Origin of the sequence: Pseudomonas sp. CP4, assembly GCF_047758505.1 — a bacterium.
Taxonomy (GTDB): Bacteria; Pseudomonadota; Gammaproteobacteria; order Pseudomonadales; family Pseudomonadaceae; genus Aquipseudomonas; species Aquipseudomonas fluorescens_AO.
This window is the reverse complement of the sequence record NZ_CP180489.1, coordinates 1,449,462-1,473,041: the sequence shown is the minus strand read 5'-3', so window position 1 is coordinate 1,473,041 and position 23,580 is coordinate 1,449,462. Positions and strand designations below refer to the sequence as shown.

22 protein-coding genes and 1 riboswitch are annotated in these 23,580 nt (G+C 61.7%); of the genes, 16 read left to right on the top strand and 6 right to left on the bottom strand.

The genetic code is table 11. From position 1 onward, the window contains the following. Window positions 1-49: 49 nt before the first annotated feature. On the bottom strand, window positions 50-634 hold the full coding sequence (locus tag ACMYUN_RS06475) for a hypothetical protein (RefSeq protein ID WP_415763285.1): 585 nt from the start codon (window positions 632-634) through the stop codon (window positions 50-52). A gap of 164 nt (window positions 635-798) precedes the next feature. Further along, window positions 799-1,028: riboswitch (cobalamin riboswitch) on the top strand. An 80-nt stretch (window positions 1,029-1,108) separates the two neighbouring features. On the opposite strand from ACMYUN_RS06475, the gene cobO reads away from it, so the two are divergent. The 14 genes from cobO (at window position 1,109) to ACMYUN_RS06405 (ending at window position 12,648) form a co-directional block, all read left to right on the top strand. After that, entirely contained in the window at window positions 1,109-1,720 is a 612-nt protein-coding gene (gene cobO / locus ACMYUN_RS06470) for a cob(I)yrinic acid a,c-diamide adenosyltransferase (RefSeq protein ID WP_415763284.1), read from the top strand. Next, window positions 1,717-3,099, top strand: coding sequence for a cobyrinate a,c-diamide synthase (locus ACMYUN_RS06465; RefSeq protein ID WP_415763283.1), 1,383 nt, complete (start codon window positions 1,717-1,719; stop codon window positions 3,097-3,099). The genes cobO and ACMYUN_RS06465 overlap by 4 nt, the downstream gene beginning before the upstream one ends. Then, window positions 3,096-3,746 carry a 5,6-dimethylbenzimidazole synthase gene (gene bluB / locus ACMYUN_RS06460; protein WP_039763691.1) on the top strand — a complete coding sequence of 217 codons (651 nt, stop codon included), beginning with the start codon at window positions 3,096-3,098 and terminating at the stop codon, window positions 3,744-3,746. The genes ACMYUN_RS06465 and bluB overlap by 4 nt, the downstream gene beginning before the upstream one ends. Continuing rightward, window positions 3,743-4,651: an adenosylcobinamide-phosphate synthase CbiB gene (cbiB, locus tag ACMYUN_RS06455; RefSeq protein ID WP_415763282.1), complete on the top strand. Its 909-nt coding sequence runs from the start codon at window positions 3,743-3,745 to the stop codon at window positions 4,649-4,651. The genes bluB and cbiB overlap by 4 nt, the downstream gene beginning before the upstream one ends. Beyond that, entirely contained in the window at window positions 4,644-5,636 is a 993-nt protein-coding gene (gene cobD, locus ACMYUN_RS06450; RefSeq protein WP_415763281.1) for a threonine-phosphate decarboxylase CobD, read from the top strand. The genes cbiB and cobD overlap by 8 nt, the downstream gene beginning before the upstream one ends. Further along, window positions 5,633-7,084: a cobyric acid synthase gene (locus ACMYUN_RS06445; protein WP_415763280.1), complete on the top strand. Its 1,452-nt coding sequence runs from the start codon at window positions 5,633-5,635 to the stop codon at window positions 7,082-7,084. The genes cobD and ACMYUN_RS06445 overlap by 4 nt, the downstream gene beginning before the upstream one ends. A gap of 120 nt (window positions 7,085-7,204) precedes the next feature. Then, window positions 7,205-7,726 (top strand): bifunctional adenosylcobinamide kinase/adenosylcobinamide-phosphate guanylyltransferase, encoded by a 522-nt coding sequence (gene cobU / locus ACMYUN_RS06440; protein WP_310407143.1) that lies wholly within the window; start codon window positions 7,205-7,207, stop codon window positions 7,724-7,726. After that, window positions 7,723-8,778, top strand: coding sequence for a nicotinate-nucleotide--dimethylbenzimidazole phosphoribosyltransferase (gene cobT / locus ACMYUN_RS06435; protein ID WP_415763279.1), 1,056 nt, complete (start codon window positions 7,723-7,725; stop codon window positions 8,776-8,778). The genes cobU and cobT overlap by 4 nt, the downstream gene beginning before the upstream one ends. After that, on the top strand, window positions 8,775-9,350 hold the full coding sequence (gene cobC / locus ACMYUN_RS06430; protein ID WP_415763278.1) for an alpha-ribazole phosphatase family protein: 576 nt from the start codon (window positions 8,775-8,777) through the stop codon (window positions 9,348-9,350). Before cobT ends, cobC begins: the two co-directional genes overlap by 4 nt. Window position 9,351: 1 nt before the next feature. Continuing rightward, the gene (locus ACMYUN_RS06425) at window positions 9,352-10,074 is read left to right on the top strand and encodes an adenosylcobinamide-GDP ribazoletransferase (RefSeq protein ID WP_415763277.1); all 723 of its coding nucleotides are present in this window, start codon (window positions 9,352-9,354) and stop codon (window positions 10,072-10,074) included. A 174-nt stretch (window positions 10,075-10,248) separates the two neighbouring features. Continuing rightward, window positions 10,249-10,653, top strand: coding sequence for a MarR family winged helix-turn-helix transcriptional regulator (locus tag ACMYUN_RS06420; RefSeq protein ID WP_016773714.1), 405 nt, complete (start codon window positions 10,249-10,251; stop codon window positions 10,651-10,653). A 52-nt stretch (window positions 10,654-10,705) separates the two neighbouring features. Continuing rightward, window positions 10,706-11,914, top strand: coding sequence for an MFS transporter (locus ACMYUN_RS06415; RefSeq protein ID WP_415763276.1), 1,209 nt, complete (start codon window positions 10,706-10,708; stop codon window positions 11,912-11,914). After that, a complete protein-coding gene (locus tag ACMYUN_RS06410; RefSeq protein WP_268747873.1) occupies window positions 11,911-12,033 on the top strand; it encodes a hypothetical protein in 123 nt (40 codons plus the stop codon). The genes ACMYUN_RS06415 and ACMYUN_RS06410 overlap by 4 nt, the downstream gene beginning before the upstream one ends. 54 nt (window positions 12,034-12,087) lie before the next feature. Next, window positions 12,088-12,648 carry a glutathione peroxidase gene (locus tag ACMYUN_RS06405; protein ID WP_415763275.1) on the top strand — a complete coding sequence of 187 codons (561 nt, stop codon included), beginning with the start codon at window positions 12,088-12,090 and terminating at the stop codon, window positions 12,646-12,648. A gap of 210 nt (window positions 12,649-12,858) precedes the next feature. On the opposite strand, the gene ACMYUN_RS06400 is transcribed toward ACMYUN_RS06405, so the two are convergent. The 3 genes from ACMYUN_RS06400 to ACMYUN_RS06390 form a co-directional block, all read right to left on the bottom strand. Further along, window positions 12,859-14,130, bottom strand: coding sequence for an OmpP1/FadL family transporter (locus ACMYUN_RS06400; protein WP_039763708.1), 1,272 nt, complete (start codon window positions 14,128-14,130; stop codon window positions 12,859-12,861). Window positions 14,131-14,276: 146 nt separating this feature from the next. Further along, window positions 14,277-14,759 (bottom strand): hypothetical protein, encoded by a 483-nt coding sequence (locus ACMYUN_RS06395; RefSeq protein ID WP_024012180.1) that lies wholly within the window; start codon window positions 14,757-14,759, stop codon window positions 14,277-14,279. 271 nt (window positions 14,760-15,030) lie between these two features. Then, window positions 15,031-15,255, bottom strand: coding sequence for a hypothetical protein (locus ACMYUN_RS06390; protein WP_016773719.1), 225 nt, complete (start codon window positions 15,253-15,255; stop codon window positions 15,031-15,033). A 911-nt stretch (window positions 15,256-16,166) separates the two neighbouring features. Between ACMYUN_RS06390 and ACMYUN_RS06385 the strand changes: the two genes are divergently transcribed. Together ACMYUN_RS06385 and rmuC are read left to right on the top strand one after the other, a co-directional pair. Then, complete coding sequence (locus tag ACMYUN_RS06385) at window positions 16,167-16,490, top strand: hypothetical protein (protein WP_024012181.1); 324 nt, start codon at window positions 16,167-16,169, stop codon at window positions 16,488-16,490. A 175-nt stretch (window positions 16,491-16,665) separates the two neighbouring features. Further along, on the top strand, window positions 16,666-18,030 hold the full coding sequence (gene rmuC / locus ACMYUN_RS06380; protein WP_415763961.1) for a DNA recombination protein RmuC: 1,365 nt from the start codon (window positions 16,666-16,668) through the stop codon (window positions 18,028-18,030). Window positions 18,031-19,326: 1,296 nt separating this feature from the next. Here the strand turns inward: rmuC and ACMYUN_RS06375 are convergent. Beyond that, window positions 19,327-22,797 (bottom strand): NahK/ErcS family hybrid sensor histidine kinase/response regulator, encoded by a 3,471-nt coding sequence (locus ACMYUN_RS06375; protein ID WP_310407131.1) that lies wholly within the window; start codon window positions 22,795-22,797, stop codon window positions 19,327-19,329. Window positions 22,798-23,018: 221 nt separating this feature from the next. Continuing rightward, on the bottom strand, window positions 23,019-23,561 hold the full coding sequence (locus tag ACMYUN_RS06370) for a TetR/AcrR family transcriptional regulator C-terminal ligand-binding domain-containing protein (protein ID WP_415763274.1): 543 nt from the start codon (window positions 23,559-23,561) through the stop codon (window positions 23,019-23,021). Window positions 23,562-23,580: the final 19 nt, after the last annotated feature.

Sequence of the window (23,580 nt, the reverse complement as noted above, 5' to 3'; positions counted from 1 at the left end):
AATGCATTCCTAAACATAGAGGAGGGCGCAGGCCCGATGGTTCAACTGCTCAGCCGCGGGCTTCCTTGAACAGCACGGCGATGCCCGGATGATAGTTGCCCGCGTCGCTGTGCAATTTGCGATAGGCGTAGGGGAAATACCAGGCCACGGCGCAGGTGTGTTCCTTTTGCAGGTCGTCAACCATGTCCTGCAATTCTTCGGGGCTGGCGCTGTGCTGAGGTTTTTGCGGAGCAACAAAGAGGCAGCCGAGCTTGAGATCGCTGGCGTAGCTGATGCGCTTGGCATCAGCGGTGATGTCGAGCAGGGCCTGGGTCAGGTTGAGGTTGTTGACCCGTGGCCAGCGTTGCGTGGCCTGAATGAACGCGCGGTCTTCGGCGCCGGCAATCAGCAGATCTGCGCGAGCATTGCGTTCGCCTTCTTCGTTCTGTTTGCGCGTGGCCGTGTCGTTCAGCGTGACCATTTCCGCCATCCACGCCGCTGCCGCGAGCAGGCCGAGATTGGCTTTTTCGTCGTGCCAATATGGCGTGTCGTTGTCGCCGCGAACGGTGTTGTAGCGATCGATACAGTCAAACCAGCGTTCCAGCAACGGGCGCAGGAATTCCAGGCGCGGGTTGCTGATGATCATGCCTTGCATCGTCGTCATCCTTATTGTTGTAGTGGGCTTTTTGGAAAAAAAGCATGGCTCTTTGATATCACTTGTCACAGTCTGGCACAAGATTGCCGCTGCACAATTGATCAGCGGCAGCTATTTGCGCGCAATGTGCCTCTTCAATTGACGCTCCACCCCCAACCCTCTAACCTTCGCCGCTTGTTTCAGGTGCTCTGTGGCCCCGCGTCGACAGAGTGAAACAGGGAAGCCGGTAAGGGTGGTCTTCAAGCGAAGCCACGACGATCCCGGCGCTGCCCCCGCAACGGTAAATGAGTGAAAACTGCGCCTTGAGCCACTGCCTCGAAAGAAGCGGGAAGGCGCGCAGTCCGGCCGATGCCGCTCATGAGCCCGGAGACCGGCCTGATCCATCTCAGCGGCATCACGGTGGGCGATGCCAGGCTTTTTGCCGTCTATTCTTGTGCCTGCCCGCCGTTATCCAGCCTCAACGGAGAGCTCCCCATGAATGATTCCCCCGAGCGTGACGAACGCCATCTGGCGCGTATGCAGCGCAAGAAAGCCGTGATCGACGAACGCATCGCCAACTCGCCCGACGAGTGCGGCCTGGTGCTGGTGCTGACCGGCAATGGCAAAGGCAAGAGCAGCTCGGCGTTCGGCATGCTCGCCCGTGCCATGGGCCACGGCATGCAGTGCGGCGTGGTGCAGTTCATCAAGGGCCGCAACAGCACCGGCGAAGAATTGTTTTTCCGCCGTTTTCCCGAGCAGGTGCGTTTCCACGTCATGGGCGAAGGCTTCACCTGGGAAACCCAGGATCGCCAACGTGACATCGCCGCGGCGACCGCCGCTTGGGAAGTCTCGCGGGAATTGTTGCGCGACCCTTCGATCGGTCTGGTGGTGCTCGACGAATTGAACATCGCCCTCAAGCACGGCTACCTTGATCTCGATCAGGTGCTCAGCGATTTGCAGGCGCGTCCGCCGATGCAACACGTGGTCGTTACCGGTCGCGGCGCCAAGCCGGAAATGATCGAGATGGGCGACACGGTCACCGAGATGGGCATGCTCAAGCACGCCTTCCAGGCCGGGATCAAAGCGCAGAAAGGCGTCGAACTTTGAAGCAACCACGTCACTGTCCGGCGGTGTTGATTGCCGCGCCGGCCTCCGGTCAGGGCAAGACCACCGTCACCGCCGCACTCGCCCGTTTGCATCGCAACCAAGGGCGCAAGGTGCGCGTGTTCAAGTGCGGGCCGGACTTTCTCGACCCGATGATCCTCGAGCGCGCCAGCGGTGCGCCGGTGTATCAACTGGACATGTGGATGGTCGGCGAGCAGGAAAGTCGCCGTTTGTTGTGGGAAGCTGCCGCCGAGGCCGAGCTGATTCTGATCGAGGGCGTGATGGGCCTGTTCGACGGCACGCCATCCAGCGCTGATCTGGCGCGCCACTTCGGTGTGCCGGTGCTCGGTGTGATCGACGGCACCGCCATGGCGCAGACCTTTGGTGCCTTGGCGCTGGGCCTGGCGAAGTATCAGCCGGACTTGCCGTTCGCTGGCGTGTTGGCCAACCGCGTCGGCACCTTGCGCCATGCGCAATTGCTCGAAGGCAGCCTCACCGAAGGTCTGCGCTGGTACGGCGCACTGTCCCGCGAGACCGGCATCGAATTGCCGAGCCGCCACCTGGGCCTGGTTCAGGCCAGCGAATTGAATGATCTGGATCTGCGCCTCGACGCCGCCGCCGATGCGCTGGCCAGCAGTTGCCAAGTCGCGCTGCCACCGGCGGTCGAATTCGCCGCGCCTGATGTCATCGAAGCCGAGCCTCTATTAAAAGGTGTGCGCATCGCCGTCGCCCGCGATGAAGCGTTTGCCTTCACCTATGGCGCCAGCCTCGATTTGCTGCGGGCGATGGGCGCCGAGCTGCACTTTTTCTCGCCGATCCGCGACACGCAATTGCCCGACGCGGACAGCCTGTATTTGCCGGGCGGCTATCCAGAGCTGCATCACGTCGCGCTGGCGCAGAACACCTCGATGCTTGCAGCCATCCGCGCGCATCACGCAGCGGGCAAGCCGTTGCTCGCCGAGTGTGGCGGCATGCTTTATCTGCTGGATTCGCTGACCGACGTGGAAGGCACCCGTGCTGAGCTGGTCGGTTTGTTGAAAGGTGATGCGGTGATGCAGAAGCGTCTGGCGGCATTGGCGTTGCAGGCGGTTGAATTGCCGGAAGGTTCTTTGCGAGGGCACACGTATCACCATTCGCTGACCACCACCGAGCTGACGCCGATTGCCCGGGGGTTGAGCCCCAATGGCGGGCGCGGCGCTGAGGCGGTTTATCGCGAGGGGCGGATGACAGCTTCCTATGTGCACTTTTATTTTCCGTCGAATCCGACTGCGATTGCTGCATTGTTTGCGCCAGACCGTGAGGCCGCCTTCGCGAGCAGGCTCGCTCCCACAATGGATCACCTGAACCCTGTGGGAGCGAGCCTGCTCGCGAAAGGCCCATGACCGACAACACATTCTCCGCAGCCGAACGCGCAGCGGTCTACAAGGCCATCGCCGAACGCCGCGACATGCGCCACTTCACCGGTGGCAGCGTCGAGCCGCAGCTGCTGCGACGTTTATTGGAAGCCGCCCACCAGGCCCCAAGCGTCGGCCTGATGCAGCCCTGGCGCTTCATCCGCATCAGCGATCGTGCCTTGCGCGGGCAGATCCGCGATCTGGTGGAAGAAGAGCGCATCCGCACCGCCGAAGCCCTTGGCGAGCGCAGCGATGAGTTCATGCAGCTCAAGGTCGAAGGCATCAACGACTGCGCTGAGGTGCTGGTCGCGGCGCTGATGGACGATCGCGAAAAACACATTTTCGGTCGGCGCACGTTGCCGGAAATGGACATGGCTTCGCTGTCCTGCGCGATCCAGAATCTGTGGCTGGCCTCCCGCGCTGAAGGTCTGGGCATGGGCTGGGTCTCGCTGTTCGAGCCGCAAGCCTTGGCGGATTTGCTCAAGTTGCCGACCGGTGCCAAGCCGCTGGCGGTGTTGTGTCTGGGCCCGGTCAAGGAATTCTATCCGGCCCCGATGCTGGTGCTCGAAGGCTGGGCGCAGGCGCGGCCGCTGAACGAGTTGCTGTACGAAAATTATTGGGGAGTGAGTCAATGAGTGTGGCGTTGCTGAGTGTCGCCGCGGTAGCGCTGGATGCGCTACTCGGTGAACCGAAACGCTGGCATCCGCTGGTGGCGTTCGGCAATTTGGCCGGGCGCATCGAGCAACGCTTCAACGCCGGCGGCCGTGGCTGGCGCAGCCATGGTGTGACCGCATGGGTGCTCGCGGTGGTGCCGCTGACCTTGCTCGCCACGGCATTTTCCTGGGCACCGTATGTGGGCTGGATCGTCGAGATTCTCGCGCTGTATTGCGCCCTCGGCATGCGCAGCCTCGGCGAACATGTTGCGCCGGTCGCGGCGGCGTTGCGCGCCGATGATCTGGACGAGGCGCGCAAGCGTGTTGGCTATCTGGTCAGCCGCCAGACCGATGAACTGGACAGCAACGCTGTGGCCCGCGCCGCCACCGAATCGGTATTGGAGAACGGCAGCGATGCGGTGTTTGCCGCGCTGTTCTGGTTTGTCGTCGCCGGTGCGCCGGGCGTGGTCCTGTATCGCCTGAGCAATACCCTCGATGCGATGTGGGGTTATCGCAACGAACGCTTCGAACGTTTCGGCTGGGCCGCGGCGAAAATCGACGACGTGTTGAACTACATTCCTGCCCGTCTGGTGGCATTGACCTACGCGCTGCTCGGCAAAACCCGACTCGCACTGAAGTGCTGGCGCACCCAGGCGCCAAAGTGGGACAGCCCCAACGCCGGCCCGGTGATGGCAGCTGGTGCCGGTGCGCTGGGCGTCGAGTTGGGTGGCCCGGCGATCTATCACGGCGAACTGCATGAGCGCCCGCAACTGGGCGAAGGTGCGCCGGCCGATGCCGAATCCATCGACCGTGGCTGGCAATTGGTCCAGCGCGGCGTATGGTTGTGGCTGCTGATGCTTTGCCTGGGGGCGGAATTTTATGCTTGAGCACGGTGGCCGGCTGCGCAAGGCTGCACTCGATTACGGGATTGCCGAAGCTGACTGGCTTGACCTGTCCAGCGGCCTCGCGCCCTGGCCGTTCCCGATTCCGGAGATTCCGCTGCGCGCCTGGGCGCGCTTGCCGGAAACCGACGACGGTCTGGAACAGGCGGCCTGCGATTATTACGGCGCCGCGCAGGTGCTACCGGTCGCCGGCTCGCAAATGGCCATCCAGCTGCTGCCGCGTTTGCGCCGGGCTGGCAAGGTCGGCGTGTTGTCGCCGTGCTATGCCGAGCATGCCGAAGCCTGGCGGCGCAGCGGTTACATTGTCCGTGAAGTGCTCGAGCAGGAAGTCGAGTTCTTTCTCGACAGTCTCGATGTGCTGGTGGTGGTCAATCCGAATAACCCGACCGGCCTGAGCCTGACCCCGGCGCGCCTGCTCGACTGGCATGCGCGGCTGGCGCAACGCGGCGGCTGGCTGGTGGTCGATGAAGCGTTCATGGACAACACGCCGCAACTGAGCCTGGCGCCCTATGCCCATCAGGTCGGGCTGGTGGTGTTGCGTTCGTTCGGCAAGTTTTTCGGCCTGGCCGGGGTGCGCCTCGGTTTCGTTCTGGCCGAGCGCAAGTTGCTCAAACTGCTCGCCGAACAGGTCGGGCCGTGGGCGGTGAGCGGGCCGACGCGGGTGCTCGGTACGGCGTGTCTGCAAGACACCGAGGGTCACACCCGTCAGCGGATTCGCAGCGATGAAGCGAGCGGACGGCTGGTGGCGCTGCTGACCCGTTGCGGTTTTGCACCGCAGGGTGGCTGCGCGCTGTTTCAGTGGCTGATCACCGAGCACGCCGAAGCGCTGCACGAATTCCTCGCCCGGCGCGGCATCCTCCTGCGCCTGTTCAGCCACAACAGCAGTGTGCGTTTCGGCCTGCCTGCCGATGCCGCGCAAGCGCTGCGTCTCGAACAGGCTTTGCAAGCTTTCACCAAGGACAATCCATGACCACTCTGATGGTGCAAGGCACCACGTCCGATGCCGGCAAAAGCACTTTGGTGACGGCGTTGTGCCGCTGGGCCACCCGCCAGGGCGTGGCGGTGGTGCCGTTCAAACCGCAGAACATGGCGCTCAACAGCGCAGTGACCGCTGACGGCGGCGAGATCGGCCGCGCGCAGGCAGTGCAGGCGCAAGCGGCCGGTCTCGAGCCGCACACCGACATGAACCCGGTGCTGCTCAAACCCAACAGCGACACCGGCGCGCAAGTGATCATTCATGGCCGCGCGGTGACGACGATGAACGCCGTTGCCTATCACGATTACAAAACCATCGCGATGCAAGCGGTGCTCGCTTCCCATGCGCGGCTCACTGCGGCGTATCCGCTGGTCATGGTCGAAGGCGCCGGTTCGCCGGCCGAGATCAATCTGCGCGCCGGCGATATTGCCAACATGGGCTTTGCCGAAGCGGTGGATTGCCCGGTTGTGCTGATCGCCGACATCAATCGCGGTGGCGTGTTTGCGCATCTGGTTGGCACGCTGGAATTGCTGTCGCCGAGTGAGCAGGCGCGGGTCAAAGGCTTCATCATCAACCGTTTTCGCGGCGATATTGCCTTGCTGCAACCGGGCCTCGACTGGCTGGAGCAGCGCACCGGCAAACCGGTGGTTGGCGTGTTGCCCTACGTGATGGACCTGCACCTTGAGGCCGAAGACGGTATCGACCAACGCCAGACCGATAAGGCCGAGCAGGTGTTGAAAGTGGTGGTGCCGGTGCTGCCGCGCATCAGCAATCACACCGACTTCGACCCGCTGCGTCTGCATCCGCAGGTGGATCTGCAGTTTGTCGGCCCGGGGCAGGCGATTCCTGCCGCCGATCTGATCATCCTGCCAGGCTCGAAAAGCGTGCGCAGCGATCTGGCTTATCTGCGCGCCAACGGTTGGGACGCAGCAATCAATCGGCATCTGCGCTACGGCGGCAAGGTGCTGGGGATTTGCGGCGGTCTGCAGATGCTCGGCGAGCAGGTGCACGACCCGCTTGGGCTGGAAGGCGCTGCCGGCTCCAGTGCCGGCCTGGGTCTGCTGGCGTTCGAAACGCAACTTGAAGCCGAGAAGCAACTGCGCAACGTGCGCGGGCGGCTGGCGCTGGAAAACGCCGCAGTCAGCGGTTATGAAATCCATGCTGGCGTAACCACCGGGCCGGCGCTGGAAAACCCCGCGGTGCATCTGGACGACGGTCGTTGCGATGGTGCGCAAAGTGCCGATCGCCAGGTGTTTGGCACCTATCTGCACGGCTTGTTCGAATCCCCCGAGGCGAGCGCGGCGTTGCTGCGCTGGGCGGGCTTGAGTGATGTGCAAGAGGTCGATTACCACGGCTTGCGCGAGCGCGATATCGAGCGACTGGCTGATCTGGTGGAGAAGCATCTGGACACCGGGCTGTTGCGTCAGCTCTGCGGGATTTGAGTTGTCTGGGCTGGTCTCTTCGCGAGCAGGCTCGCTCTCACAGGGAACTGCGATCAACTGTGGGAGCGAGCCTGCTCGCGAAGGGGCCGGTTGTCTCACCACACATTTTTGGATGAACCCATGCTCCAACTGATCCTCGGCGGCGCCCGCTCCGGCAAGAGTCGTCTGGCGGAAAAACTCGCCAGCGACAGCCATCTCGCGGTGACCTACATCGCTACCAGCCAGCCGCTGGACGGCGAAATGAACCAGCGCGTCGCCCATCACCGCGCGCGCCGCCCGGCTGAATGGGCGTTGATCGAAGAGCCGCTGGAACTGGCCCGCGTGCTGCGCGAATCCGCCGGCGCCGAGCGCTGCCTGCTGGTCGATTGCCTGACCCTGTGGCTGACCAATCTGCTCATGCTCGACGACACCGAACGTCTCGCCGCCGAGCGTGAAGCCTTGCTCGATTGCCTGGCGTCGTTGCCGGGTGAAATCATTTTTGTCAGCAACGAGACCGGAATGGGTGTCGTGCCGCTGGGCGAATTGACTCGCCGCTATGTCGATGAAGCCGGTTGGCTGCATCAAGCTCTGGCCGAGCGTTGTCAGCGAGTTGTCCTGACCGTCGCCGGCCTGCCCCTGACTTTGAAAGGACCTGCGTTATGAGCCCGACCTGGTGGCTGAACCCGTGCAAAACAGTGAATGCCGAGATGGTTGCGCAAGCGACCGAGCGCCAGCAGCAGTTGACTAAACCGGCCGGTTCGCTGGGACGCCTTGAATCGGTGGCCGTGCAACTGGCCGGTCTGCAAGGTCAGCTCAAGCCAACGCTGGATCAAGTCTGGATCGCGATTTTCGCTGGCGACCATGGCGTGGTAGCCGAAGGCGTATCGGCTTATCCGCAGGAAGTCACCGGACAAATGCTGCTCAACTTTGTCAGCGGCGGCGCGGCGATCAGCGTGCTGGCGCGTCAGCTCGGCGCGCAGCTGGAGGTGGTCGATCTGGGCACGGTGAATCCGACGCTGAATCTGCCCGGCGTGCGCCATCTGAACATTGGCGCGGGAACGGCGAACTTCGCTCAGGGGGCAGCGATGACTCAGGCGCAGGGCGAACTGGCACTGCAGGCCGGTCGCGACAGCGTGTTGCGCGCGAAAGCCGCCGGCACGCAGTTATTCATCGGCGGCGAAATGGGCATCGGCAACACCACGGCGGCCAGTGCGCTGGCCTGCGCCTTGCTCGATTGCCCGGTGGCGCACCTGACCGGTCCCGGCACCGGGCTGAATGCCGCTGGCGTCAGCCACAAGGCACAGGTGATCGAACGCGCGCTGGCGCTGCATGCCGCACAGCGTGGCGACGCCTTGCAGACGCTATTCAATGTCGGCGGTTTCGAGATTGCCGCGTTGGTCGGCGCTTATCTGGCCTGCGCGCAGGAAGGTATCGCGGTGCTGGTCGACGGCTTCATCTGCACGGTCGCGGCGCTGGTCGCAGTGCGCTTGAATCCGGCCTGTCGTGAATGGCTGTTGTTCGGCCATCGCGGTGCCGAGCCGGGCCATCGCCACGTGCTGGAAACCTTGAGCGCCGAACCGTTGCTGGAACTCGGCCTGCGCCTGGGCGAGGGCAGTGGCGCGGCGTTGGCGGTGCCGTTGTTGCGTCTGGCCTGTGACCTGCACGGGCAAATGGCGACGTTCGCCGAAGCAGCCGTGGCGGATCGCCCGGCATGAGCCTGCGCCTGGACCTGTTGCGCCACGGCGAAACGGAACTTGGCGGCGGCCTGCGCGGCAGCCTCGACGATGCGCTGACCGCTAATGGCTGGACGCAGATGCGTACGGCGGTGGTCGACGGCGGGCCGTGGGATCGTATCGTCAGTTCGCCATTGCAGCGCTGCGCGCGCTTCGCTGCTGAACTCGGCGAGCAACTGAACCTGTCCGTGCATCTGGACAAGGATTTGCAGGAGCTGCATTTCGGCGCGTGGGAAGGGCAGAGCGCGGCGGCGTTGATGGAGACGGATGCCGAAGCGCTGGGGCTGTTCTGGGCTGATCCCTATGGATTTACGCCTCCGCAGGGTGAGCCGGTCAGCGATTTTTCAGCGCGGGTGTTGGCGGCGGTCGCGCGGTTGCATGCGGCTTACGCCGGCGAGCGGATTCTGCTGGTCAGCCACGGCGGTGTGATGCGCTTGTTGCTGGCGCAGGCGAGAGGGCTGCCGCGCGAACAGTTACTCAATGTCGAAGTCGGCCATGGCGCGCTGTTTGCGCTGACGGTCGAGGCCGATGGCGCGCTCAAGGAAGGTCACTGAGATGTTGCCGCTGTGGATCGCCTTGCAGTTTCTCAGCAGCCTGCCGATTCGCCTCCCGGGCATGCCCGAGCCGCAACAGCTCGGCCGTTCGCTGCTGTTTTATCCGCTGGTGGGATTGCTGTTCGGGCTGATCCTCTTCGCGTTGAATCTGTTGTTGGCCGGCGCCCCGTTGTTGCTGCATGCGGCGCTGTTGCTGACCGTGTGGGTACTGCTCAGCGGCGCGCTGCATCTCGATGGCCTGGCCGACAGCGCCGATGCCTGGCTCGGCGGTTTTGGTGATCGCGAGCGCACGCTGACGATCATGAAAGATCCGCGCAGCGGGCCGATTGCGGTGGTCACGCTGGTGCTGGTCCTGTTGCTCAAATTTGCCGCGCTGCTGGCGCTGATCGAGCAAGGGCATACCCTGGCGCTGATCATCGTTCCGGTACTCGGGCGAGCGGCGCTGTTGGGGTTGTTTCTGACTACGCCATATGTGCGTGCGGGTGGCTTGGGTCAGGCACTGGCCGATCATCTGCCGCGCAGAGCGGGGTGGTGGGTGCTGGGGTTGATTGCCTTGGGCTGCGTGTTTATCGCCGGTTTCGGCGCGGTGCTGATTTCGCTGGTCGGGTTTGTCTGGCTGCGGCGTTTGATGATGCGGCGGTTGGGTGGGACGACCGGGGATACGGCGGGGGCGTTGCTGGAATTGCTGGAGACGGGGGTGTTGGTTGGGTTGGCCCTCGTCTGAAATATTTGGGTTGGTAATGCCGGCCTTATCGCGAGCAGGCTCACTCCTACAGTTGGAATGCGTACTCCTTGTAGGAGTGAGTGTGCTCGCGATAGCTATCGGTCGGCGCCACAAATGCGTGGATAAACTCATCTGTAACTTGATTTAACACACTCGCGGGTATATACACGCATCATGCTTCCTTCTCAGTGTTTGTGCACCAACCTGCGTCGCGCCGCGCGTGGCGTCAGCAGGCATTACGACGGCGCTCTCGACGGCTTCGGGATCAACGTTGCCCAGTATTCTCTGCTGTGCAATCTGCAGCGGCTGGAGCAGCCGAGCATTTCCGAACTGGCCGAGGCCATGGGCCTGGATCGCAGCACTCTCGGGCGCAATCTACGTGTGCTGGAGGGTGAAGGTCTGGTGGCGCTGGCCGAAGGCGAGGACATGCGCAACCGTATCGTCCGGCTCACCGAAACCGGCGTGCAGCGCCTGGCAGCGGCATTGCCGGCGTGGGAAGCGGCGCAACAACGGCTGATCGACCGTCTGGGTGCCGAGAAGCGCGAAACCTTGCTCAAACTGCTCGACGAACTGGCCTGACGCCGGTTTCTTCGCGCTCAAGCGGGTATATACCCGCGACTGGAGAATAACAATGACAACGATGTGGCGGACGTGCGGTTGGGTGTTGCTGGGGAGTGCGCTGATCCTGGCGTTGTCATTGGGCGTGCGCCACGGGTTCGGTCTGTTCCTGTCGCCGATGAGCGCACAGTTCGGCTGGGGCCGCGAAGTGTTCGCCTTCGCCATCGCCCTGCAAAACCTCATCTGGGGCCTGGCGCAGCCATTCACCGGTGCGCTGGCTGACCGCTTCGGTGCAGCGAAAGTGGTGCTGGTCGGCGGCGTGCTTTACGCGCTGGGTCTGGTGTGCATGGGCCTGTCCGACTCGGCGATGACTTTGTCGCTGAGCGCCGGCCTGTTGATCGGCATTGGTTTGTCCGGTACGTCGTTCTCGGTGATCCTCGGCGTGGTCGGTCGCGCTGTCCCGGCCGACAAACGCAGCATGGGCATGGGTATTGCCAGCGCTGCCGGTTCGTTCGGCCAGTTCGCCATGTTGCCGGGCACGCTCGGTTTGATCGGCTGGCTCGGCTGGTCCGCCGCATTGCTGGTGCTGGGTCTGTTGGTGGCGATGATTGTGCCGCTGGTGAGCATGCTGAAAGACAAGCCGCTGCCGGTGCTTGGCCACGAACAATCCCTTGGCGAAGCGCTACGTGAAGCCTGCTCGCACTCCGGTTTCTGGCTGCTGGCGTTCGGCTTTTTTGTCTGCGGTTTTCAGGTGGTGTTCATCGGTGTGCACTTGCCAGCGTATCTGGTCGATCAGCATCTGCCCGCCAGTGTCGGCACTACGGTGCTGGCGTTGATCGGATTGTTCAATATCTTCGGCACTTACACCGCCGGCTGGCTCGGTGGCCGCATGTCCAAACCGCGTCTGTTGACTGCGCTGTATCTGTTGCGCGCAGTGGTGATCGTGCTGTTCCTGTGGTTGCCGGTGACGACCACCACGGCGTATCTGTTCGGCATGGCCATGGGTTTCCTGTGGCTGTCGACGGTGCCGTTGACCAACGGTACGGTGGCGACCTTGTTCGGCGTGCGCAATTTGTCCATGCTCGGCGGCATCGTCTTCCTGTTCCATCAGCTCGGCTCCTTCCTTGGCGGCTGGCTGGGCGGAGTGGTGTATGACCGAACCGGGAGTTATGACTTGATCTGGCAAGTGGCGGTTCTCTTGAGCCTGCTCGCGGCGGCGCTGAACTGGCCGGTGCGCGAGCGTCCGGTGGCGCGCCTGCAAGCCGCTGCGAGCGCAGCATGAGCCGGATCTGCGCGCGATTCGCCGTCACCGCAGTCGCTGCAGCGCTATTGGCGCTGGTGTGGTGGGGCTGGCAGCGCGGCGGTCTGGCGCTGATGCAGTTGGGCATGAGCATTTGCTAGATCGCAGCGTGGCGAGTAACGTCAAAGCCTGATGACTGCCCAAGGAAGTTCGATATGTTGATGCGCTGGTGTGCTGTTCCCGCGTTGCTGATGGCGTTGACTGGCCTGGCCCAGGCTGCCGACTGTCCTGAGCTGCTGCAAGGCTCGCTGCCGAAGCTGCGCGCCAAGGAATCCATCGATCTGTGCAAGCAGTACGCCGACAAGCCGCTGGTGGTAGTCAATACCGCCAGCTTCTGCGGTTTCGCTCCACAGTTCGAAGGGCTCGAGGCGCTGAACAAACGCTACAAATCACAAGGCTTGGAGATGCTTGGCGTGCCGTCGAACGATTTCAAGCAGGAGTCCAAGGACAGCGCCGAAACCGCCAAGGTCTGCTACGCCAACTACGGCGTGACCTTCAACATGACCGAGCCGCAGAAAGTTCGCGGCGACGACGCCACACATCTGTTTCAGGTGCTGGCCGCGCAGAGCAATGCGCCGAAGTGGAATTTCTACAAGTACGTGGTGGACCGGCAAGGCAAGGTCGTGGCGAGTTTTTCCAGCTTGACCAAACCGGATGACCCCGAGTTTATCGCCGCGATCGAAAAGGCCATTGCCTCCGAACCGCTGACTCACTGACTCATGCTTTACCCTGTGGGAGCGAGCCTGCTCGCGAAGCGGTGTGTCAGCCAGCAAATCTACATCTGACATACCGCCTTCGCGAGCAGGCTCGCTCCCACAAGGGTGATTTAGTCGTTCCAGTGAAAAGTTGCAGGCAAGAAAAAGCCCCGCCTCTGTAAAGAGAGCGGGGCTTTTTAGTGGGCGAGGGGTTAGCCTCGCCATCGAGCATCAGAAGCGGTAAGTCGCGCCGACACCGAAGCCGTTTGCCGAGTTTTCATACTTGGCATCGTAGGTCTGGCCACGAGCGTTTTCGTTGCGGATGTTGACCGACTCTTCTTTCAGGTACGAGTACGCGACATCGATGGTCAGATCGTCGGTCGGGCTCCAGCCGGCACCAATACTGAAGATGGTACGGTCGCCAGTCGGGATACGCGGCGAGCGGTCTTCATTGTTGGTCGGAGACTGATCGAAGGTCAGACCGGTACGCAGTACCCATTCCTTGTTCAACTGGTACGAGGTACCCACGGCGTAGGCCCAGGAGTCATGCCAGTTCTGGTCTTCGTTGATCGAACCAAACTGACCGGCCAGCAGAGGCTGCACGCCGGAGTTCTTCACGGTGATCTTGTCCAGTTGGCTCCAGCGAGTCCAGGTGGTACCGGCGTAGACGTTCCAGCGATCGTTGATCGCCTGGGTGACGGAGAAGTCTACGGATTCCGGTGTGGTGATCTTCAGCGAAGCGTCGTACTTCTGGTTGGCGCCGACACCCACGAGCGCCAGCGCGCCGTAGTTGACCTTGGTGTTGCCTTCGAGCTTGTAGTCGACCTTGGAGTGATAGGTCAGGCCCAGGCGGGTAGTGTCAGTGGCCTGGACCAGCAAACCGACGTTGTAGCCCAGCGCGGTGTCGTCACCCTTGATCTTGACCTTGCCATCCGGCAGTGCCTGGGTGATCGACAGGTTGGATTCCAGCGCGCCGTCGATGCGGTTGATAGTCGGGCCGAAACCGATCGACACCTTGTCGTTGAAGGCGTAGCTGACGGTTGGCTGGAAGGTGATGACTTGTACTTCGGACTTGCTGCCGAAGTAACGGCCGGCGAAGCCGTTTTCGTAATCCGTGATCAGACCGAACGGCACGTACACACCGAGACCGAATGCCCAGTGATCATCGATCGGTTTTACATAGAAGCCCATAGGTACAGCGGTGAAGGGCACCATGTCGCCTTTGTTGCTGCCGCCGTTAGGGCTGGAGCTGGCGTTGCTGATATCGGTGTGTGCATCGACAACGGCGACGCCACCGGTGACCTGTTCGCGCTTGATGCGCGCCATGCCGGCCGGGTTGCCATAAACAGTGCTTGCGTCGTCGGCAGAAGAAGATCGCCCGGCAAAACCAGTCCCCATGCCACTGATGCTTTGTTCATTAAGGGCAAAACCTGCCGCGAAGATTTGTGTGGAGGCAAGGGTAACGGCGAGGCTAAGGGTGGTTTTGAGCATGACTTTTTTCATTATTAGAACTCCTGGTGATCACCGGGGCGAAAATTACCAACATTTTCGTCCCAGCGCTATAGCCTGTATGCCTTGAGTTAGAGCGGTTTTGTAGGACAATCCGACCAAAATGGCGGCCTGATGCGAGAACTTGTGAAACCGCCTGGTCAGCAAGCGACCTGATTCAGCGGTGAAACACAGGTTTGCCAGGCATAGGTGAAGTCGCGCAGGCGACCTTGCGGTTGAAAGGTCTGGCGCCAGATGCGCGCCATGCCGAGCAGGTCGGTCGGAGCGGGGAGGGTGGGGTTTTGTTCTTCCACCAGTAGCCAGGCGATGGCCGTGGCGTAACGCAGGTTGACGGTCAGTTCCAGATGCGGGCCGCTGAGGAACGCATGCTGACTGGCCAAGCCGCGCACCAGGCTGGCGCGCTCCGGATCGAGCGCCAGATAATCGTCCCAGAGTGCCTGATGGCGATGCTCGGCGATCCGGTAGAGGCCATGGCCACGGCGGTCATGCAGGGCAGACCCGAGGGCGGACTGGCTGGCAGCGATACCCAGCAGCAGGGATTCGGCGGTTGCGCAGTGGCGTCCCAGATAGATCAATGTGGGACGGATCACATAGCGGCACAGTTCGCTGGCAGCGATACCCATAACACCCTCGGTTCTTGTTGTTGAGGGCGAGGCCTGAAGGGGCTTTGGCAGCTGTGGATCGACTCAGGCTCGCCGCAAGCGGGTCACGCCGCTTGAGTTGAAGTGTAGTGTCATATTCAGCGTGTAAAGGACTGTTTTTAAAATATTTCCGCCATGGCTTTCCCGGCGTTAGATCGGAACCTGCTTAGAAGCGCAGCGTTAACAGTGAAATATCAGGCAATAAAAAGCCCCGCTTTTCAGCAGGGCTTTGCTTTTGCAGCCTGTCCGGCTTTCAGGCAACCAGTGCCTGCCGGGTACGCTCGATCACGGCCTGCAGCGGTTCGGCGCTGGAGTATTGATCGGGGTACAGACGCTCGCTGTGACGAGCGATGCCGTGTTCATTGACCACGGTGAAGCTGAAGCAGCCTTTGCGAGCGGCCATGATCAGGCAGTTCATTGGAGCAAAAGCGTTGGTTAGGGTGCGAATGGCATCCTGAGTCTGGATTTGAGTAGACATAGTTATTAGGTGTTCCTACAAATGACACGGATAAGAACCGTGCAACGTTAAAACGTTCCAGTAACGTTGATCACCATTGATCGAACGAAGAACCCGACTGGAACAAAGCAGCCAGTTTGAAGCGCTGATAAGTGAGCGCGCTTGGGCTGGCAGGTAGGTACTTAGGAGGACAGGCATCACAGCGAGGGCAAAGGTTCTGGGCCCGGGGTGAAGATCCTGATCAATTTGCAGGTTGGTTCGGTCAGAGTAAGTGTTCTTCGCAACGCCCTTTGCTTTCATTCAAAGGCAGCGTCGTCGCAAGATTTACCTGGAAACCATCGAGGGGTCGTTCCCGCTTTTTTCGGCAGTAGCTTCTTGTTTGGAAGTTGACCGTGGGGAGATGTTCGACCGGAATTGACTTTCAGCTTGGTACTAACGCCGCGGATAGTAACGGATCCGTTCGAGCGAAGCAAACCCCACGACCAAAAAAAGGATCACAGGGAAAGGTCGTGTCGCACCGTCCGTCGGCGTGCATGCTTTTCGCAGAGCCTTTCGGTCGCTCGCAGCTGCGCAAAATGACCCGAAAAAGCGCACGCATATAACCGGCTCACAGGTACTTGTGCACATTAGTTGCGCAGAGCGTAACGCAACTGTCACATCGATCCTGACTCCAGTCGCTGCCTGTATCAAAAGTTTAAGTCAATGAAAAATATCGTCTTTTTTTGTTGGTGAAAAAATCGTCAGTTTGACTGCGAGCCCCATTCCATAAGGCTTTGCGAGGATCAGAGAGCGGTTGTCCACTGACTTATCCACAGCTTCTGTGGATTGTCCCTAGCGCTTGCTCTAGGACGGGCGTGCCGGGTTTTTTTCGACTTTACCTGTAAGAAAAGAGAGTAAAGTGGCGCGCCTTCCGATCTGTCCCGCAGTGCTCTATGAAGTTTCGCTCAGTATCAGACTCCGTTACCTCCAATCCGACCTCCGTGACCGCTCCCAAGCGTTTTTCCGTACGTGTGGCTGAGTGGCTGCTCGATGCGCCGCGTCTGAGTGACAGTCCCAGCGCCAAACACCTCGCTGGCCGTCTGCTCAAGCAACCGGCCCGTGAAGGTGTGGTCGCTGCACAGAGCCGTCTCGGCCAATTGATTTGCCGGGAGTGCGGCAATGCCCGTGACCGGCGTATCGGTCAGGAGCTGCTGCGTCAGGCCGCCCGCGCCGGTGACCGTCGCGCGCAGCAGGAACTCGGTCTGATCGAAGACTGAGCTGTCCAAGCCCTGACACCTTGGTTAACCTTCAGGCTTTATCCGATTGGCAGGAGTCGCTATGGCTATGGACTTGACCAGCATATTGCTCGGTCTTGCGGCGGCAGGGTTGCCGCTGCTGGCGCTGGCCTGGCAACTGCAACGCCGGGCCAGCAATGCCCAGGCCGATCTGGCCTTGTTCGAAGAGCGCTTGGCGATGTCGCAACTGGCCCAGGATGGCCTCACCGCGCAGCTTGAAGCCAGCCGCGATGAGATCGCCGATCTCGGCCAGGCCAATGCCGCCAAACAGGCAGACCTCGCCGCCCTGCGCCGCGAAGTCGAATTGCTGCAGATCGAGCGCGATGACGCCCGCGACGCCTCCCACGCCTGGAACCTCGAACGCGCCAACAAGGATGCTGAGTTGCGCCGCCTCGACGCCCACGCTGCCTCGCTGAGCGCCGAACTGCGCGAACAACAGGAAAGCCATCAACAACGTCTCAACGACCTGCAAGGCTCGCGCGACGAACTGCGCGCGCAATTCGCCGAGCTGGCCGGCAAGATTTTCGATGAGCGTGAGCAGCGCTTTGCCGAAACCAGCCAGCAGCGGCTCGGGCAGTTGCTTGATCCGTTGAAAGAGCGCATCCAGTCCTTTGAAAGACGCGTTGAAGAAAGCTACCAGGCCGAAGCCCGCGAGCGCTTCTCGCTGGCCAAGGAGCTGGAGCGTTTGCAGGCGTTGAACCTGCGTCTGAGCGACGAAGCGACCAATCTGACTCGCGCGCTCAAGGGCCAGAAAACCCAGGGCAATTGGGGCGAACTGATCCTCGAGCGCGTTCTTGAGCATGCAGGTCTGGAGAAGGGTCGCGAATATCAGACCCAAGTCAATCTCAAGGGCCCGGACGGTGAGCGCTTCCAGCCCGATGTGATCATTTATCTGCCCGGCGACAAGCAGGTGGTAGTCGACTCGAAAGTCAGCCTCACGGCCTATCAACAATATGTTGCGGCTGATGACGACACGTTGGGGCAGATCGCGATCAAGCAGCACGTGTTGTCGCTGCGCAATCATGTCAAAGGTCTGGCCGGCAAGGATTACAAGCGTCTGGAAGGCTTGCACAGCCTCGATTTCGTTTTGCTGTTCGTACCGATCGAAGCAGCGTTTTCTGCGGCATTGCAGGCTGAGCCGTCGCTGTTTCAGGACGCTTTTGACCGCAATATCGTGATTGTCAGCCCGACCACGCTGTTGGCTACGCTGCGGGTGATCGACAGTCTGTGGAAGCAGGAACGGCAGAGCCAGAACGCCCGGGAAATCGCCGAGCGCGCGGGTTGGCTGTATGACAAGTTCGTGCTGTTTATTCAGGATCTGGACGAAGTGGGCAATCGTCTGCAGCAACTGGACAAGGCTTACAGCTCGGCGCGTAACAAGCTGACAGAGGGGCGCGGTAATCTGGTCAGCCGCAGTGAGCAGTTGAAGTTGCTCGGTGCGCGGGCGAGCAAGAGCTTGCCGGCGGATTTGCTGGAGCGGGCGATGACGGACGTTGATGGGTTGGTTGAGTTGCCTGAGTAAAGGCTTTGTTTGGCTGATTGGGGGCATATCCGTTGCTGCGGTCGCGGCGGCTGGCGGTTTCGCCTGACGGCGACTTACTTTTTTACAATCGCCAAAAAAAGTAAGCAAAAAACGCTAGCTCCTGCGTTCGGCCCTCGCGGGCTCGGGTCCCTTCGCTCCGGGACTGATCCGGGCGCAGCGGCTCCGGTTTGCTTCGCTGCACCTCCTTCCGCTGTGTCTGGCTGCGCCAGACGGTCGCTGCGCTCCCACCCCCGGATCAATCCCTCCACTCAGCCTTCCGACGTCGCCGGTGGATCAAAAGCAAGATCAAAAGCACTCGAGCTAACGCTCATTGTTGAGTGGGGCGGCTTCGCCGCGGGCAGCTTCGCTGCTTTGCTTTTGCTTTTGTTGTGGGAGCGAGCTTGCTCGCGAAAGCGGCCTGACAGCCGACCTGTTCCTTGCGGTTGTACACAAATCCAAATGTGGGAGCGGGCTTGCTCGCGAAAGCGGCCTGACAGCCGACCTGTTCCTTGCGGTTGTACCCAATCCCAAATGTGGGAGCGAGCCTGCTCGCGAAAGCGGCCTGACAGCCGAACTGCTCCTTGCGGTTGTACCCAAATCCAAATGTGGGAGCGGGCTTGCTCGCGAAGGCGGCCTGACAGCCGACCTGTTCCTTGCGGTTGTACCCAAATCCAAATGTGGGAGCGAGCTTGCTCGCGAAAGCGGCCTGACAGCCGACCTGTTCCTTGCGGTTGTACCCAATCCCAAATGTGGGAGCGGGCTTGCTCGCGAAAGCGGCCTGACAGCCGACCTGTTCCTTGCGGTTGTACCCAATCCCAAATGTGGGAGCGGGCTTGCTCGCGAAGGCGGCCTGACAGCCGACCTGTTCCTTGCGGTTGTACCCAATCCCAAATGTGGGAGCGGGCTTGCTCGCGAAAGCGGCCTGACAGCCGACCTGTTCCTTGCGGTTGTACCCAAATCCAAATGTGGGAGCGGGCTTGCTCGCGAAAGCGGCCTGACAGCCGACCTGTTCCTTGCGGTTGTACCCAATCCCAAATGTGGGAGCGGGCTTGCTCGCGAAGGCGGCCTGACAGCCGACCTGTTCCTTGCGGTTGTACCCAATCCCAAATGTGGGAGGGGGCTTGCTCGCGAAAGCGGCCTGACAGCCGACCTGTTCCTTGCGGTTGTACCCAATCCCAAATGTGGGAGGGGGCTTGCTCGCGAAAGCGGCCTGACAGCCGACCTGTTACTTGCGGTTGTACTCAAATCCAAATGTGGGAGCGAGCCTGCTCGCGATAACGTCTGCAAGGTCACCTTCTACAGCGGCAAATACCGACTCAAAAGCGCCCGCAACGCCGCCGGCTTCACCGGTTTGGCCAGGTAATCCAGGCCCGCCGCATGCACTTGCGCGACGGTCTCCGTGCGTCCATCCGCGCTGATGACCACGCCAGGCACCGGTTCGCCCAGGCGCGTGCGCAACCACGCCATCAGCTCTGTGCCGGTATCGCCGTGGTCGAGGTGATAGTCGACCAGCGCCAGTTGCGGCCGCACACCTTCATTCAATATGGCTGCGCATTCTTCGCGATTGCGCGCTGTCCACACCTGGCAGCCCCAACGGCTCAACAGACTGTTCATGCCGATCAAAATGCTGTCTTCGTTATCGATGCACAGTACCTGCGCGCCGCTGAGCAGTTTGCCGTTCAGTTCCACCGTGGCGCTAACTGGAGGCGTTTGCGCGCGGGCGATCGGCACCGTCACGCTGAACACACTGCCGCGCCCCGGCCATGAACGCACGCGCAAGGTATGCCCGAGCACGCGGCACAGGCCGTCGGCGATCGCCAGACCCAGGCCCAGGCCTTTCTCGGCGCGGGTCTGGTGGCTGTCGAGGCGTTTGAATTCCTCGAAGATCACTTGCTGCTTGTCTTCTGGAATGCCCGGTCCGCGATCCCAGACTTCCAGACATAACTCACCACCGCGTCGACGCACGCCCAGCAGCACCGGACCTTTGGCGTAGCGGAAAGCGTTGGTGAGGAAGTTCTGCAGAATTCGCCGCAGCAATTTGATGTCGCTGTCGATGCGCAACTGACTGCCACGCACCCGGAACGTGAGCTTTTGCTCTTGCGCCAGCGCCTTGAATTCCGCGCCGAGGGTGTCGAACAGTTCGTTGACGGCAAAGGCCTTGCGATCCGGGTTGATCTTGCCGTTTTCCAGGCGCGAGATGTCCAGCAAATCGCTGATCAGGTCTTCCGCCGAACGCAGTGAGCTGTCGAGGTGGTGCACCAGCTGCTGCGCCTCTGGGCTCAGACCTTCGTTCTGGTGGGAGAGGGCAGCGGAGAAAAGCCGTGCGGCATTAAGCGGCTGCATCAAATCGTGGCTGACGGCGGCGAGGAAGCGGGTTTTCGACTGGTTCGCCGCCTCGGCGTTGCCCTTGGCTTCGGTGAGCGCGACGTTGAGTTGCGACAGTTCCTGGGTGCGCTCGCTGACCCGTTGTTCCAGCCCTTCGTTGGCCTCGGTCAGTGCCTGTTCGGCTTCGCGGAACGCGGTAATGTCGGTGAAACTCATGACGAAGCCGCCGCCGGGCATCGGGTTGCCGATCAGCTCGATCACCCGGCCATTGGGGAACAGCCGCTCGGAGGTATGCGCGCGGCCCTGACGCATCCAGTGCAAGCGTCGTGCAACGTGCACTTCCGCTTCGCCGGGGCCGCACAAACCGCGTTCGGCGTTGTAGCGAATGATGTCGGCGATCGGGCGGCCGACGCTGATCAGGCCGTCGGGGTAGTTGAACAACTCCAGATAACGCCGGTTCCATGCCACCAGTTTCAGCGATTGGTCGACCACGCTGATGCCCTGGGTAATGTTTTCGATCGCGCCTTGCAGCAGCGCACGGTTGAACTGCAGCACTTCCGAGGCTTCGTCAGCGATACGGACTACGTCCTCCAACTGCATTTCCCGACCTTCGATGGCGGCTTTTACTACAGCGCGCGTCGAAGAGGCGCCAAGGACACCAGCCAGCAAACGTTCGGTATGCGCGATCCATTCACTGTCGGCGTTCTGGTTGGGGTTGAAACCCTTGCCCTGGCGGTAGGCGAAACGAATGAAGCTCTGCCGCGCGCGTTCTTCGCCAACGAAACGCGCCGCCAGTTGCAGCAGGTCGTCGATCTGCACTGCCAGCATCGAGCGTCCGTTCGGGCGGGCGCTGATTTCCTGACCGATGAAGCGCCCGGCCTGCCAGTGCTCGGAAACTCGCGTGCGCGACAGCACCGAGACCCAGGCGAACACGGTGAAGTTACCGGCCAGCGACAGCACCACGCCCTGGGTCAACGGCGTGATCGGCAGGTTCAGCGGATTGCTGTGCAGCCACGCCAGGCCCGGAAAACTCGCCAGCGACCAGCCGAGACTGTGCGCGGCAATCGGCAACACCAGTGTGTAGAACCAGAGGAAAGTGCCGGTGGCGAGACCGGCGAACACGCCGCGGCGGTTGGCTTGTTTCCAGTACAGCGCGCCGAGCATCGCCGGCGCCAGTTGCGTTACTGCCGCAAAGGCGATCTGGCCGATGGTCGCCAGGCTCGCGGTCGAGCCGAGCAAGCGATAACTGACGTAGGCCAGCAGCAGAATCACCACGATGCTCACCCGGCGCACCGAGAGCATCCACTGGCGGAACACTTCGAACGGGCGCTCGGCGTTGTTGCGGCGCAACAGCCACGGCAACAGCATGTCGTTGGAAACCATGGTCGACAGCGCAACGCTGGCGACAATCACCATGCCGGTCGCTGCCGAGGCACCACCGATAAACGCCAGCATCGCCAGCGCCGGATGGGCCTGGGCCAGCGGCAGGCTGATCACGAACGAGTCGGGCAGCACGTGGCTGGGCAGCATCATCTGACCGGCGAGGGCGATCGGGACTACAAACAATGCGGCCAAAGCCAGATAGGCAGGGAACACCCATTTCGCCAGACGCAGATCCTGCGGGTCGATGTTTTCCACTACGGTGACGTGAAATTGCCGGGGCAGACAGATGATCGCCATCATCGCCACGCCGGTCTGCACCACCATCGACGGCCAATTAATCGTTTCCTTCCAGTACGCCTCAAGGCGCGGGGCGAGCATTGCCTGATTGAACAGGTCATCGAAACCGTCATACAGGCCGTACGTGACGAAGGCGCCGACGGCGAGAAAGGCGAACAGCTTGACCAGCGATTCGAAAGCGATCGCCAGCACCATGCCACGGTGGTGTTCGGTGGCATCGAGGTTGCGCGTGCCGAAAACGATGGTGAACAACGCCAGCACCAGCGACACGATCAGCGCCGTGTCCTGAGCGCGGGTGCCCATGGCATCGGCGCCGGCGCCAATCAACAGGTTCACGCCGAGGACAATGCCTTTAAGTTGCAGGGCAATATAGGGCAAGACGCCGACCAGACAAATCAGCGCCACCACCACCGCCAGCGATTGCGATTTGCCGTAGCGCGCGGCGATGAAGTCGGCGATGGAGGTGATGTTCTCCTGTTTGCTGATCATCACCATTTTTTGCAGGACCCACGGCGCGCCGACCAGCAGCAGGATCGGCCCGAGGTAGATCGGCAGGAATGACCACAGTTGTTCCGCCGCCTGACCGACCGCGCCGAAAAACGTCCAGCTGGTGCAGTAAACCGCCAGCGACAGGCTGTATACCCAGGCACGCACCCGCGGCGGCAACGGTGTGCTGCGACGGTCGCCGTAGAAGGCGATGGCGAACATGATGGCCATGTAGGCCAGGGCAACGACGGCGATCAGCCCGGTGGACAACGACATGCAGCACTCCCGACAAAAGACTCCCCGGCACTCCTGCCCGGGCGGACAGTCTCGCACGGGCGCGGCGGTTAGTCAGTGTCGACCAAGGTCGTGGCGTGGCGGGGTGTCGCAGGCGGGGTACCGGGTGGTTTTTGTGGTGACCGGGCGGGCCTCTTCGCGAGCAGGCTTGCTCCCACAGTTGGAATGCATCCCTTGTGGGAGCGAGCCTGCTCGCGAAGGCGTCAGTCCTGCCGCAATGCAATATCGATCAACCGATGCAACTCATCCACCTCCAGCGCCGCCGCCGAAAACAGAATCCGGAACACCACCGGCGCCACCACCAGATTGATCAAGCGATCGACACTCGGCGTTTTCTCATGCGCATAGCGATCGACAATGGTCTGCAACTGCGCACCGATGATCGTCACGCAATAGCCAGGCGTCGCACTCGCCTGCACGTCACGCAGCATGTTGCGCCCGACCTCCGAGCTCATCTCGTCCAGATATTGCTCGGCCCACGCACGGATATCGCCGCGCAGGCTGCCCGTCTCTGCCGGTTCGCTGTCGGGACGCATGCGGGCGAGGGCGACGTCGGCGAGCAATGCCGCCAGATCGCCCCAGCGCCGATAGATCGTCGACGGCGTGACCCCCGCACGGGCGGCAATTTGCGGGACGGTCACGGTGGAACGTTCCTGCTCTTGCAGCAGCGCATTGACGGCCGAATGAATCGACTCTTGCACCCGGGCACTGCGGCCACCGGGGCGTAAACCTTCTTTAATAGCCATGCGGCAGACCTTAACACAA